This window comes from Candidatus Regiella endosymbiont of Tuberolachnus salignus, assembly GCF_964020115.1.
GTDB classification, from domain to species: Bacteria; Pseudomonadota; Gammaproteobacteria; order Enterobacterales; family Enterobacteriaceae; genus Regiella; species Regiella insecticola.
Genome location: NZ_OZ026542.1, coordinates 496,214 through 509,820, shown reverse-complemented (window position 1 = coordinate 509,820; position 13,607 = coordinate 496,214). Strand labels below are relative to the sequence as shown.

Below are 13,607 nucleotides of genomic sequence, written 5' to 3'. Positions count from 1 at the left end.
TATAGCCGAATCAGTTTAATTTTATTCAAGGCGGAGAAGCGCAGACAGTACAAAAAAAGTACGGCAAGCGACCAGGACACAGAATCAAATTAAACTGATTTGGCTATATACCGTTCGCCTTTGAAGCCGCCGCGTTGTTGGCTGTGGGTGCTCGCCGAATCACGTAGTATGTCTACGCTCATCGGTCTCACCCCCTGGCCGCCTAGCGGCAACTTCAAAGGCAAACGGTATAGATCAACACTAGTGCACCCGGCACGGTTGCCTTATGGGTGGCTCAATGCAGGCTGTATTGATACATACATGAGGTAAGGCGGTGGAACGGTAAAAAGGAACAACCTGATAGCGGCCATTTAATTGCACGATATGGTAAAACAACGGCAGATTAAAATTAACTAGACTCGAGCCATAGACAAAACGATCATAAGAGGATGAATAAAAATGACTGATATCACGCACTAAATCTTCTCTGTTGCCTTGGCAATGATGATAAACTTCGACCTGATTTTTTTCATCAAGAATATAAATATTAAAACCAGCTTTATTATTGTTATTGCGGCTCCCTTCAAAGAAAAACTGTATCACCCCCTCGCTGGCAAAACTATCAACCACGGGAGGCAAATGTACTTGGTGCGATGCCATTTTTATCGCTAAACCATGCAATTTATTGCGAGAAATGGCGCGATAAAAATCAATGCCGTTCTCTAATTTCTGCACCGAAACCTTCAAACGTTCGAAAAACACCCCCCAGATTTGCTCTGCCACTCTAATGGCTTTAAAACGCGCCAAATTTTGACGGCGGCTAGACAAGCGTAACTCAATGCATTCCTCTACCAACTGCTGAATACCTGTGCGGATCGCACTGCGCCACTGTTGACTGTAGCAAAAAACATTGACTAATTTGGGAGGGGCAGCATCTTGATGCATCTTGCCCAAAATATTTTTCAAGGCCTCCAACAGGGCTTGTTCACCGCTAAAATGTAATGTGCGTACTTCATTCCATGAGTTACGATAAAGTAAATCTATGCTACCCACTAAACACTGCTTCTGTTGGCCAAAGCTCAACACATCCCGTTGACGCAAATCAACATTGTTTGCTTGAGGATCGATAGTCTCAGTAGGATCTTGTTCTAAGTTAACCATGATGGCAAGGTGACGGATTTCACAGGGACTACACAGTGCCTGCGGACTGGGCGCGGGTAAATAGAGCGGAAAGTGCTGTGAAACGTCCGCCATCAATTTTTGCAATTTTGCCTTGTTGTATAAATGGAGACTTCTTATATGTACATGGGTCTGAGCAGTCAGTAATCCATTGAAGTAAGCCCAGGCAACTAATTTACTCAGATGGCGATGATATTCCAATGGCCGATGGCTAATGATAGTTTCCACTAAAGGGGCTTGGTCGTATAAATACCAACCGGGAGCATTGACCCGATCAGAAGAAACCTGAATAAAAGTTAAGTTTTTTTCGGATAAATCAGATGAAATTTGTGTATTAAACAGGGTGATTTTTTCCGGTAGGACTTCAAAAGTAGCGTATAACTTCCGCGTGAGTACGCCAATATCTTGTGGGCTGGCACTCATACTCAAATTATTTCGGCGCGCAAAGTGAATCAAATGGTGATAGCTTTGCATCATCGCATCGAGCAGCTCGTTGTGCGCCTCTCGTACTCTTTTAATCTTCCAATTAGCACGGTTATTGAGGATAGAGAGATGCTCATTACTCCACCCCCATTGACTCACTAATTGATGGATAATCTGCTGCCGCCATTGGTTCCCTTCTTCATTGTCCGCCAATTTTTCACATACTTTTAAATAAAAACAACGCCGTACCAAATCTAATCGAATAGGATCATTAATCTGAATAAGGTAACGGCTGACACGCTCCAGCATCATGCAATAGGCGTCAAAGGAAGACGCTAAAATAGGGCGATGACGCTGTAAATCATCGTGTAAATATTGTTTGCTTTCCAGCGCCAACAGTTGTGTATTAGGGTATTCCCATGAATAGGCTTCCAATAATAATGTTTTCAGCACAGCTTTGTAGGGTGAATCGATACTTTTATATAGTTGCCATAAACTTGCACCAAAATATTCTTCCGCAGAAAGTGCACTTAACCCACCAAAATCTACCCATTCGTTAGCATTTATTACACCCTGTGCATACAGGGATAATACATAATTATCATAATTTTTTTCCTCTATGACCGGCACAATATTCCATAGAATAGCTTTACCAGCCAAACGCACCGCACTGCGATAAAATTCATCGAGTAATAAAATATGCTGTGTGGAGCCGCAATCTTCGTTGCCTAAATTACCGCTGACTTGATGGCGAAAACGATTTTCATCAACCAAAAAAAAGCTGACTTCTACTCCTTGCTCTGCTGCCCATTGTTCTAATAAACGACATTTTTGCTGGAGAAGGTAACGTTGTTCTTGATTTAATGTTGTTTGATGACAAACCCAAATATCGAGATCAGAAGTACTCTCTTGCGCTATAGAAGAAGTACTGCCCATCGAATAAATACCTACAATGGGCAATTCATTTTTTATTGAAGGTTGTCGCGGATCCTCCCCGTCGGCGGTAAACTGTGCTAAATGCTGTTTTTGTATTTCATTGGCGGTAAAAGAGCATACACCGTGTGGCACTTTACTGTTGAGATAACCGGGCATCGAAGGGTGGTGGTAATGCAAGAAGGCGGGTAGTAAATGATAGATTTTTTGGCAGCTTGGATTCATCGCGATTAAGGCCCTATCGACCCGTAATCGATTTATCGTATCCAATCGTCGTTTTAATGTATCTATATAGAGATGCAAGACGTTTCGCCTGATTTCTAGTGCTAAGAGTTTGTTCGAAATGGTAGAACAGATTTTTCAATTCATATCAAACGTAACCTAATATCACAATCAAGTGACTTTACGCAGATTGGGTCAATGTAACATTTTGTTTATTGATGGTAAAGGTAGCAATATTGATAATATACCCTTCGCCTTTCAAGTTGCCTTCGGCTGCCAGGGCGACCGACCGATGAGTGTATACCCAATGAATTTCGAGTTACGGCAAGGCGGCAATCAAGCGAATCCCAGGAGTGTACAAGTAGTACATGACAGAGGATGAGTGATCGCTGCCAACGCAGCCGTAACTTGAAAGACGAAGGGTATAGACACATACTACGTGATTCGGCGAATACCCGCAGCCAACATCAAAGGCGAAGGGTATAACTTCTTTCAACACTGACAGCGTGACTGTGTCAATGCTAGAATGGCGGCAAATTATAACAGAGAAGCAATATGTCGGAAAAAGTGATCCGCATCGCCACACGACAAAGTCCCCTTGCATTATGGCAAGCTGATTATGTGCGGAAAAGTTTAGAATCCCATCATCCTGATTTACAGGTAAAATTAGTTCCCATCACAACACGTGGTGACACTCTGTTGCATACACCTTTGGCCAAAATAGGCGGAAAAGGATTATTCGTTAAAGAACTCGAACAGGCATTATTGGAAAATTGCGCTGATATTGCTGTTCACTCAATCAAAGATGTACCTATCCATTTTCCCGCTGGACTCGGGCTCGTGGTAATTTGCCAAAGAGGTGATCCACATGATGCTTTTGTGTCAAAAAATTATAAGCATCTTACGCAATTACCGCCGGGCAGTATCGTCGGTACATCGAGCCTCCGCCGTCAATGCCAAATTCGTAAAAAGTACCCGCACCTTATCGTCCGTGATTTACGTGGCAATGTAGGCACTCGCCTGAATAAACTTGATCAAGGAGCCTACCAGGCTATTATCTTAGCAGTAGCGGGGTTGCAACGTTTGGACTTGCAATCTCGCATCCAGCATGTGATGAGTCCAGAAGAATCGTTGCCGGCCGCAGGACAAGGAGCGATTGGTATTGAATGCCGCTTAGAAGATGATGTGACCCGACAGCTATTAGCGCCATTGAACCATTTTCCAACGGAACGACGCATTTGTGCTGAACGGGCACTGAATATTCGCCTGGAAGGCGGTTGCCAGGTGCCTATTGGTAGCTATGCTGAATTAGAAGGCGATAACTTACGGCTAAGAGCGTTTGTCAGCACACCAGACGGGAGCCAAATGATTTACGGTGAACAATGCGGGCTGGCGATACAGGCTGAACAAATTGGATTGGATTTGGCCACCGAGCTGATTGCAAAGGGCGCTGACAAGATCCTATCTGCGATTTATCAAGAACCACCACGATGATAACGGAGTCAGCTAAAATTATTTTAGTCATGCGTCCGTCTCCTACGGGTGAACAGTTAGTGAATCGACTGCGAGCCTTAGGTTTAGTGGCGTATCATACTCCATTGATCCATTTTTCGGCGGGGAGTGAATTAAAAAAACTTCCTGGATTGTTACAAACAATGCGGGCGGGAGATTTGGTTTTTATACTCTCACAAAACGTTATTCGTTATGTTAATCCACTGCTGCATAGCAATAAACGATTATGGCCCTCTGAATTATTGTATTACGCTATTGGTCGCCACACTGCATCTGTATTTCAAGCTGTCAGCCATTTACCCGTGACTTATCCAACCATAGCAACGAGTGAGGAATTACTGACAATGACGGATTTGCAGCAGCTCAGTGGTAAAAAAGCGCTTCTGTTGCGTGGTAATGGTGGCCGAGAATTACTGGGTAAAACCTTAATGCAACGGGGAGCCGAAGTGAGCTACTGTGAATGCTATCGGCGCAATCCAATTCATTATGATGCGAGTCAACAAATAAATGACTGGCGACGTTTAGGAATTAATACGCTTGTTGTTACTAGTGGTGAAATGTTACAACAACTTCATACTTTAGTTTCGCCTGATTTTTGTTCTTTTTGGCTACTAGATTGTCGCATGATAGTGGTTAGTGAACGTTTAGCCCTATTAGCAAAACAGTTAGGCTGGCACGACATTCAAGTCGCCAAAAATGCCGATAACGATGCTCTGATCCATGAATTATACCCGAAGCCAACAACGCGGCAGCTTTAAAGGCAAAGGGTATAGTACGGCAAGCGACGACAACACAGCATCAAATTAAAATGATTTGGCTATATACCATTAACCTGACTATGGGATCCCCAATATGACGGAACAAAACATGACCTCTCTTCCCGCGCAAGGAGCCACAGCGGCAAGATCCGCACCGCCGACAGCCATACGCAAAAACCGCTCAGGATTACTCTGGGTTACCTTCACCATGGCATTGGTAATGGCATTAGGGGCAGGGGGGCTTTATTTTCATCAACACGTTCAACAACAGCAATTTCAACAACAAGCTACCAATCAATCACTGCATCAGCAGTTAACAGAACTAAAGCAACATCAATTAAAAGAAAAAACACAGTTAGCTTCGTTATTGCTAGAACACAATAAAGCGTTAGAAACGGCAAATCGTCAACAAGATGCTTTAATGCAGCAATTGAACGCGCTACAGGAAAAAGTGGCGACTATCTCAAGTAGTGACACTAAAATCTGGTTATTGGCGCAAGCGGATTTCCTGGTAAAAATGGCAGAACGTAAATTATGGAACGACCAAGACGCTACTAGCGCCGTTATCTTATTGAAAAATGCGGACACTAGCCTGGCAGATATGCATGATGCCAGTTTAATCGAAATACGGCGCGCGATTATAGAAGATATCGGCACCTTATCTACTCTGAGCCAAATTGATTTTGATGGAATTATTCTTAAACTCAATCAACTATCAAACCAAGTGGATAATCTTCGCTTGGCAGATAATAGTATCGAGGATCCATCAATAGAGGATGGCAACAACCAACTTTCCAGCTCTCTTTCTCAATGGCGGCAAAATTTGTATAAAAGCTGGCATAATTTTATTGCAGATTTTATTACTATCCGTCGTAGAGATAACAGCGCTGAACCACTATTAGCACCTAATCAAGATATTTATTTACGCGAAAATATTCGCGCACGCCTATTGATAGCAGCGCAAGCAATACCTCGTCATCAGGATGAAGTCTATAAACAAGCCTTAGAAACCAGCGCTACTTGGATCAGAGCCTATTTTGATGTGAACGATGCCAATACGAAAAGCTTTCTTGTAGACCTCGATAGCCTGAGCCAGCAATCAATCTCAATGAATATGCCTGATCAGTTAAAAAGTCCGCCGATATTAGAAAATTTGACTAAAATCCGCACGCGCCACTTACTGACATCCACCTCAGATACCCATCAGGAGCAATAACCATGTTACGTGTCTTGCTATTATTCTTGATTTTACTGGCTGGGATAATACTTGGTCCCATGTTAGCGGGGCATCAAGGTTATGTATTAATTCAGACTGATAATTACAATATTGAAACCAGTGTTACCGCCATGATTATTATCTTGGTGCTGGTATTTGTTGCATTATTAATCATTGAATGGATACTGCGTCGCATTTTTCGTACCGGTTATTATACCCGAGGCTGGTTTATTGGGCGAAAACGTAACCGCGCTAGCAAACAGACAAAGGCCGCTTTGATTAAGCTAGCAGAAGGCGATTTTAAACAAGTAGAAAAATTGCTGACCTGCAATGCTGATCATGCAGAACAACCGATGGTCAACTATCTGCTAGCAGCTGAAGCGGCGCAACAACGTGGAGATGAGCGGCGCACTAACCAGTATTTGGAACGTGCCGCTGAAGTAGCAGATACCAACCAGTTACCCGTCGATATCACTCGTGTACGTATCCAGCTCGCGCAAGGACAAATTCATGCTGCCCGCCATGGTGTTGACCGTCTTCTTGGTCAGGCCTCGCAACATCCGGAAGTCTTACGTTTGGCCGAACAAGCCTTTTTATCAACGGGTGCTCACAATGCATTACTCGATATCTTACCCACGATGAAGAAAATGCGTCTTCATAGTGAAGCGGAGATAAAAACACTAGAACTTCAAGCCTATATTGGCATTATGAACCAATGTATGGCAGAAGAAGGCAGTGAAGGTCTCAAACGCTGGTGGCAATCACAACCCGGAAAAATTCGCCGTGAAAGCGCCCTACAAGCGGCGCTGGTGGAGCATCTCATCGAATGTGACGATCATCAAATCGCCCAGCAGATTATTCTCACCGGACTAAAACGCCAGTATGACGAGCGATTGATATCACTCATGCCGTTACTAAAATCAGAAGATGCTAAGTCGCTGGAAAAATCCTTACGTTTACAGATCAAACAACAAGGGGCAACGCCACTACTTAACAGCACTTTAGGTCAGCTGCTGTTAAAACAAGGCGAGTGGGAGCAGGCCAGTGAAGCCTTCCGTGCCGCTTTACAACAACGACCTGATGGCCACGATTATGCTTTGCTGGCCGATACCTTGGATAAACTCCATCGTCCTAAAGACGCCGCTGAAGTCAGACACCAAGGTTTATTGTTGACACTGAAAAAAAATGCTTTGTAGCAGTAGAGATATACTCTTCGCGGCGGCGGCTTCAAAGGCGAAGGGTATAAATGCACAAAAAATTACGTAACTGGCTGATATAAATTATTTATCTTTAAAATAAAATGTCGCGAGGGAGTGATATTACAAAAAAAGGTGATATTTTGCCTTTCCCCATGTCCTATTGTCGCGGATAATAGGCCGCGTTGATGTCCAAAAATGGCGTAACATTATGCTGCATCTTTTTGCTGGCCTTGATTTCCATACTGGCCTAATGTTGGTTCTTGCTCTTTTTTTTGTGTTGTTTTATGAAGCGATTAATGGCTTTCATGATACCGCTAACGCTGTTGCGACTGTGATCTATACTCGTGCTATGCGCTCGCAAACGGCGGTTGTTACTGCTGGAATATTTAATTTTCTTGGCGTTATGTTGGGCGGTTTGAGCGTAGCCTACGCTATTGTTCATTTGCTCCCTACAGATCTGATCTTCAATGTGGGCTCTGCCCACGGGCTAGCGATGGTCTTTTCTATGCTACTGGCGGCAATTATTTGGAATCTCGGTACCTGGTATTTTGGCATTCCGGCTTCCAGCTCACATACTCTCATTGGCTCTATCATCGGCATAGGATTAACGAATGCTCTTATAACCAGCACCTCGCTGGTTGACGCATTAAACATTCCTAAAATGATACAGATATTTCTGTCCTTGATTTTATCTCCCCTGGTGGGATTGGTTATTGCAGGTTTGATGGTATTTTTGTTACGCCGCTATTGGCAAGGAACGAAAAAGCGTCAACGTATCCACCTAACCCCCGCGGAACGAGAAAAAAAAGACGGTAAACGTAAGCCTCCATTTTGGACACGTATCCTGTTGATTTTGTCTGCCATCGGTGTCAGTTTTTCTCATGGTGCCAATGATGGTCAAAAAGGGATTGGCCTGATTATGCTGGTATTAATTGGAATTGCTCCCGCGGGTTTTATCATAGACATGAGTGCTAGCAGTTATGATATCGCTCGGACTCGTAATGCTATAACAAATATACAGCAGTATTATAAGCAACATAATGATATGCTACTTGCCGCTAATAGCAGCCGTCCTACCTCTATGCCTGAATACGATGCTACAGGGGATGCCACACAGCAATTTCATTGCCACCCTTCCGTTGCTACCTCAGTAATTGATCAAGCCGCCGCTTTACTCAATAACTTACAAAGCTACTATGACCTGAACACAGATCAACGTAGTCATATGCGTCGTTTGCTGGCATGTGCAGCAGAAATCACCACTACTGTTGCCAAACTACCGGAGACCAGCGCTGAGGATCGGCATTTTTTATATAATCTCCGTAAAGATCTGCTAGAGACAGTAGAGTATGCACCCACCTGGATTATCGTGGCTGTCGCCTTGGCGCTTTCTTTGGGAACCATGATTGGCTGGAAAAGGGTGGCCGTTACTATCGGCGAAAAAATTGGTAAAAAAGGCATGACTTACGCTCAAGGGATGTCTGCACAAATGACCGCTGCTGTTTCTATTGGGGTTGCCAGTTATACCGGTATGCCTGTTTCTACCACTCAGGTTCTTTCTTCTGCTGTTGCCGGTACGATGTTAGTTGATGGCGGAGGCTTACAGAATAAAACAGTGAAAAACATTACGCTGGCTTGGATCTTGACGCTACCGATCTGCATTGTGCTTTCCGGCACCTTGTATTGGATAGCATTGCGCTTTATTTAACGCGAGTACAAGAAATTTCGAGAAGGAAACAGACCAATGGCTTACAAGCATATCCTAGTCGCAGTAGATCTTTCTCCTGAAAGTAACATACTGGTGGAAAAAGCGGTTTCTATGGCGAGACCCTATAATGCAAAAGTTTCCCTCATCCATGTAGATGTTAACTATTCAGCGCCCTACACTGGCTTAATTGACGTTAATCTTGGCGATATGCAAAAACGTATTCCTGAAGAAACTGATCAGGCGCTCACAGAATTATCAGAAAATACGGATTATCATATTAATGAAATATTAAGCGATACGGGGGATTTAGCGCCTGTTTTGATTGATGCGATTAAAAACCATCAGGTAGATTTAGTACTCTTTGGCCATCATCAGGATTTTTGGAGCAAACTGATATCTTCGGCTCGTGAGCTAATCAATACGTTGCATGTCGATATGTTAATCGTACCGCTCCGTGATGATAAAAAAATTGAAAAAGATTAACTATTAATAAGGATAAACGCGATGATTATCGTCACTGGCGGAGCCGGTTTTATTGGTAGCAATATCGTAAGAGCGTTAGTTAATTTAGAAAAAAAAGATATTTTAGTGGTAGATGATCTAACCGAGGGCGCCAAATTTGTTAATTTGCTCGGTCTAGATATCGGTGATTATATGGATAAGGACGACTTTATAGCCAGTATTATTGCCGGTGATGATATTGGTGATATTGAAGCCGTTTTCCATCAAGGTGCTTGTTCTTCAACCACCGAATGGAACGGAAAATTCATGTTGGAGAATAATTATCAATATTCTAAAGATGTTCTGCATTTTTGTTTAGATCGTGAGATCCCTTTTTTATACGCTTCTTCTGCCGCCATTTACGGTAGTTGTGATAAGAATTTTATTGAAGCGCCTGAATATGAAAGACCGCTTAATGTATACGGTTATTCAAAGCTCCTCTTTGATCAATATGTTCGTAAAATGATCCCGGATGCGGATTCGCAAATTTGTGGTCTGCGTTATTTTAATGTTTATGGCCCCGGTGAAAACCATAAAGGCAATATGGCCAGTGTGGCTTTTCATTTAAATAACCAAATCAATGCGGGCACTAATCCTAAGTTATTTTCCAATAGCCAAAATTTTAAACGCGATTTTATCCATGTGGATGATGTGGTTGCCGTTAATTTATGGGCTTGGAATAATAATATCTCTGGTATTTATAATTGCGGAACAGGCCAGGCGGCATCATTTCAAACGTTAGCAAATGCCGTAGTGGAATATCACTGTAATAATAAGGGAAAAAATCCAACAGTAGAATATATCGATTTCCCCGAAACATTAAAAAATCATTATCAAAAATTTACTCAAGCTGATCTAAGCAAACTGCGAGCGGATGGTTATGATAAAACATTTAAGAATGTCGAGCAGGGAGTGAAAGAATATATGGGTTGGTTAAATAGACCTCTTTGGAAACCGTAGTTCGTTATGCGAAGTCAAGACGCCCGGCGCACAGCAATCTTCGTTAACATAAAGTACATGAGGATTGCGCGCACCGGACAACGCAGGATCCGTATCACGCAGTAGGTTTCCGAAGAGGTCTAATGAAACAGCTTAAGAATCTACTATACCCGATGAATTCCGAGTTACGGCAAGGCGGCCAGGGCGACCGACCGATGAGCGTAGACATACCATGAGGGCGAGAGCTGACAGCCAACAACGCGGCAGCTTCAAAGGCGAAGGGTATATAGCATGAAAATATTGGTGATTGGTCCTTCATGGGTGGGCGACATGGTAATGTCGCAAAGTCTTTATCGTACTTTAAAAGCCAAACACGTGACAGCAAGCATTGATGTAATGGCGCCCCAATGGTGCCTTCCATTACTCAACCGAATGCCTGAAGTTAATCAAGCATTACTTATGCCTTTAGGCCATGGCCGTTTGGCTCTCGGTCAGCGTCGGCGTTTAGGGATTGCTTTGCGTGAAAAAAATTATGATCGTGCTTATGTATTGCCTAATTCGTTTAAATCAGCGCTGATACCTTTTTTTGCTGCTATTCCTCAGCGTATCGGCTGGCGAGGGGAAATACGTTACGGTTTACTTAACGATATAAGGATTTTAAATACATTAGCTTTTCCGATGATGGTGCAACGCTATGTCGCACTGGCTTATGATAAACAGGCTATTTCTTCTTCCGCAGATCTTTCACCATTACTCAGGCCACAATTGCATGTCAGCAATGCTGAGCAAATCGCAATCAGTCATACCTTCGCGTTAAACCCTCATCGGTCGATCATCGGTTTATGCCCCGGTGCCGAGTTTGGCCCTGCCAAACGTTGGCCGCATTACCATTATGCCGCCCTTGCCCAACAGCTCATTAATGATGGTTATCAAATCATTTTATTAGGCTCGCCAAAAGATCACCAAGTCGCTCAGGAGATTTGCTTGGCATTGGATGAAAATAATCGTGATTACTGCTTCAACTTGGCAGGTCAGACCTCTCTTGAACAAGTGGTAATACTGATCGCAGCTTGTCATGCTATCGTCAGTAATGATTCAGGGTTAATGCATATTGCAGCGGCTCTAGATAAGCCATTGATTGCATTGTATGGCCCAAGCAATCCAGAATTCACTCCGCCATTGTCTGACAAAGCCGTGGTGATCCGATTGATTAAGGGCTACCAGAGAATACGTAGAGGTGATGCCGATCAGGGCTACCATCAGAGTTTGATTGACATCAAACCCGAACAGGTGGTGACGGCACTTTATCAACAGCTATTCGCAAATAGTTACAGTAAGGAAAAATAACCCATTAAAAACAAATAAATAAAATATTTTCGCCTATATAATAGGCAACAAAGCACGACAAAACACAACTTTTCAGTCATTATTTATCAATAAGTTACCTATTCATTTCGACCTGTTATTTATGCCATTGTACGTCAATATTATCCTTTGTTTTCATTTCCACCCAACAGTGATCGCTGATTTTACGCATAGTGAATGCAGCGGGCTCTCCTTCTGCTAGTCTTTTATATAATGCCAAATAAGGACTAGACTCATCTCAGTACAAAAACCAGTTTTCATGAGTTGCTTGCTGTCGTAATTGAAGCGGTGGTGAGCGTCAAGTTAGCGAGCAGGATAAAGTGCGCTTTGTCGATGTATTAACCCCTTCAGCATTGCCTTTATCATGATGATGCGTGCACGTAAAGATGTACTCCGGCCGTCGTGGCGATAACATATTTTTTAAGGGAGCCACAATAATGAAAAAAACCAGAGGGCTGGCTTATTTTCTGGGTATCCTGTTATTCGGGCTCGCTGGCGGCTCACTGGTGCAGGCAGCCAAGATTGAGGGTTGGTACCCGTACTATTCTTGATGTGCTCAATGTAACCACTACGCTCTATAATGCTAAACAGCAGTTGGCCAATGCGCGTTATGATTATTTAATCAATTAATTAAAAATAAAATCAGCATTGGGTGTCTTAAACCCAAACGATCTAACTGCCTTCAATGAAATATTAGATACACCTATTGCGACCTCCAGCCTGGTTCTAACAACGGGAAGAAATAGCACCTACTTCAAATCAACAGGATACACCAACCGATGCAGCGCCTATATTCATCGATACTTCCCAAAAAAATGAAGGTAATCCATTTCGTAGTTAGTGATTAAGGGATAAAAAAGTGATGTCGGACGCTGATGTTAGCGCCCGATTTATTTTTAGGCGAGATCTAACAAAAATTTTCTTTCTGCTTGATCCGACGTTTCTACGGTTATCTTGTTAAGATCTCCTAGTCTTTCTAGTCTTTTTATTATTTGGTCGGCGATTTCCTTACTGGCGACAGTGATAGATTGTAGATTTGGAAAGGCCTCTTTGTTGCTGAGAAGCGGCATTCCATGTCCGATAAAATTGGACTGTGCAAACGTTATATGTTTTGCGGGTAACCCGCCGAACCAGAATTTTGCAACGCTCACCATAGAATATAGCGTCACAGGGCTATCATCATTACGGAGGATGCTGCGAAATAATGTTAAGAAATCCTCCACCCTCGTCGTTGGAAAACCATTAGGGTGTTCTTTATGAGAAAAATTCAGATAGAGTGGGATATCGCTGGGGCTCACTGGCTTACCATCTAACCGCTTACCCCCCTTTTCTACTATAGAAAGCAGGTTGTCATACATTTCTTGAATTTGCTTCTTCTGATCTTCAGTGGCACCTATTCCGACTGCATATGCCGCAATAAACTGCTCTCCACTGAGAATACCTTTCTTTATCAGTTCCACGAAACTCTTCATAGAAGTATCGCTTCCCTTTCTCCCTCTTTTTGTGAGATTCTCTGCCCACTGCTTAACTTCCTGTTGTTCAGGTGTAAACTGCTCTTCCTGATTAACTATTTGTGTATAATCATTGGCAATACAAATTAGATATGTCATCTGGTATTTTCCTTATTAAAAATAATTAGCGCGTTAATTAATAATAATGAATTATTTATATTC

12 protein-coding genes and 1 pseudogene are annotated in these 13,607 nt (G+C 42.9%); 10 read left to right on the top strand and 3 right to left on the bottom strand.

Annotation, left to right across the window (positions count from 1 at the left end; all coding sequences use genetic code 11):
- Positions 1-89: 89 nt before the first annotated feature.
- Together AACL30_RS02650 and AACL30_RS02645 are read right to left on the bottom strand one after the other, a co-directional pair.
- Positions 90-218, bottom strand: a complete 129-nt coding sequence (locus tag AACL30_RS02650; protein WP_339057729.1) for a hypothetical protein — start codon at positions 216-218, stop codon at positions 90-92.
- Between the two features lie 22 nt (positions 219-240).
- Entirely contained in the window at positions 241-2,817 is a 2,577-nt protein-coding gene (locus AACL30_RS02645) for a class I adenylate cyclase (protein ID WP_339057728.1), read from the bottom strand.
- A 94-nt stretch (positions 2,818-2,911) separates the two neighbouring features.
- On the opposite strand from AACL30_RS02645, the gene AACL30_RS02640 reads away from it, so the two are divergent.
- The 10 genes and pseudogenes from AACL30_RS02640 to AACL30_RS02595 form a co-directional block, all read left to right on the top strand.
- Positions 2,912-3,118: a hypothetical protein gene (locus tag AACL30_RS02640; RefSeq protein WP_339057727.1), complete on the top strand. Its 207-nt coding sequence runs from the start codon at positions 2,912-2,914 to the stop codon at positions 3,116-3,118.
- A gap of 173 nt (positions 3,119-3,291) precedes the next feature.
- Positions 3,292-4,230 carry a hydroxymethylbilane synthase gene (gene hemC, locus AACL30_RS02635; protein WP_339057726.1) on the top strand — a complete coding sequence of 313 codons (939 nt, stop codon included), beginning with the start codon at positions 3,292-3,294 and terminating at the stop codon, positions 4,228-4,230.
- A complete protein-coding gene (gene hemD, locus AACL30_RS02630) occupies positions 4,227-5,006 on the top strand; it encodes a uroporphyrinogen-III synthase (RefSeq protein WP_339057725.1) in 780 nt (259 codons plus the stop codon). Before hemC ends, hemD begins: the two co-directional genes overlap by 4 nt.
- Before the next feature lie 94 nt (positions 5,007-5,100).
- Positions 5,101-6,222 (top strand): uroporphyrinogen-III C-methyltransferase, encoded by a 1,122-nt coding sequence (gene hemX, locus AACL30_RS02625; protein WP_339057724.1) that lies wholly within the window; start codon positions 5,101-5,103, stop codon positions 6,220-6,222.
- Between the two features lie 2 nt (positions 6,223-6,224).
- Positions 6,225-7,418 carry a protoheme IX biogenesis protein HemY gene (gene hemY / locus AACL30_RS02620; RefSeq protein WP_339057723.1) on the top strand — a complete coding sequence of 398 codons (1,194 nt, stop codon included), beginning with the start codon at positions 6,225-6,227 and terminating at the stop codon, positions 7,416-7,418.
- A gap of 211 nt (positions 7,419-7,629) precedes the next feature.
- Complete coding sequence (gene pitA, locus AACL30_RS02615; RefSeq protein ID WP_339057722.1) at positions 7,630-9,129, top strand: inorganic phosphate transporter PitA; 1,500 nt, start codon at positions 7,630-7,632, stop codon at positions 9,127-9,129.
- A gap of 36 nt (positions 9,130-9,165) precedes the next feature.
- Positions 9,166-9,612 carry a universal stress protein UspA gene (gene uspA, locus AACL30_RS02610; RefSeq protein ID WP_006704916.1) on the top strand — a complete coding sequence of 149 codons (447 nt, stop codon included), beginning with the start codon at positions 9,166-9,168 and terminating at the stop codon, positions 9,610-9,612.
- Positions 9,613-9,633: 21 nt separating this feature from the next.
- Positions 9,634-10,590 carry an ADP-glyceromanno-heptose 6-epimerase gene (gene rfaD / locus AACL30_RS02605; protein WP_339057721.1) on the top strand — a complete coding sequence of 319 codons (957 nt, stop codon included), beginning with the start codon at positions 9,634-9,636 and terminating at the stop codon, positions 10,588-10,590.
- A gap of 270 nt (positions 10,591-10,860) precedes the next feature.
- Positions 10,861-11,916, top strand: a complete 1,056-nt coding sequence (gene rfaF / locus AACL30_RS02600) for an ADP-heptose--LPS heptosyltransferase RfaF (protein WP_339057720.1) — start codon at positions 10,861-10,863, stop codon at positions 11,914-11,916.
- A gap of 543 nt (positions 11,917-12,459) precedes the next feature.
- A pseudogene (locus AACL30_RS02595) lies at positions 12,460-12,753 on the top strand (TolC family protein); the annotation flags it as partial.
- 77 nt (positions 12,754-12,830) lie between these two features.
- Here AACL30_RS02595 and AACL30_RS02590 read toward each other — a convergent pair.
- Positions 12,831-13,544 (bottom strand): hypothetical protein, encoded by a 714-nt coding sequence (locus AACL30_RS02590; RefSeq protein ID WP_339057719.1) that lies wholly within the window; start codon positions 13,542-13,544, stop codon positions 12,831-12,833.
- Positions 13,545-13,607: the final 63 nt, after the last annotated feature.

Bases quoted from the DNA above. Each gene is read 5' to 3' on its own strand.
- rfaD (WP_339057721.1), top strand. From the start codon at position 9,634: ATGATTATCGTCACTGGCGGAGCCGGTTTTATTGGTAGCAATATCGTA.
- rfaF (WP_339057720.1), top strand. From the start codon at position 10,861: ATGAAAATATTGGTGATTGGTCCTTCATGGGTGGGCGACATGGTAATG.
- pitA (WP_339057722.1), top strand. From the start codon at position 7,630: ATGCTGCATCTTTTTGCTGGCCTTGATTTCCATACTGGCCTAATGTTG.
- hemY (WP_339057723.1), top strand. From the start codon at position 6,225: ATGTTACGTGTCTTGCTATTATTCTTGATTTTACTGGCTGGGATAATA.
- hemC (WP_339057726.1), top strand. From the start codon at position 3,292: ATGTCGGAAAAAGTGATCCGCATCGCCACACGACAAAGTCCCCTTGCA.
- hemX (WP_339057724.1), top strand. From the start codon at position 5,101: ATGACGGAACAAAACATGACCTCTCTTCCCGCGCAAGGAGCCACAGCG.
- uspA (WP_006704916.1), top strand. From the start codon at position 9,166: ATGGCTTACAAGCATATCCTAGTCGCAGTAGATCTTTCTCCTGAAAGT.
- AACL30_RS02590 (WP_339057719.1), bottom strand. From the start codon at position 13,544: ATGACATATCTAATTTGTATTGCCAATGATTATACACAAATAGTTAAT.
- hemD (WP_339057725.1), top strand. From the start codon at position 4,227: ATGATAACGGAGTCAGCTAAAATTATTTTAGTCATGCGTCCGTCTCCT.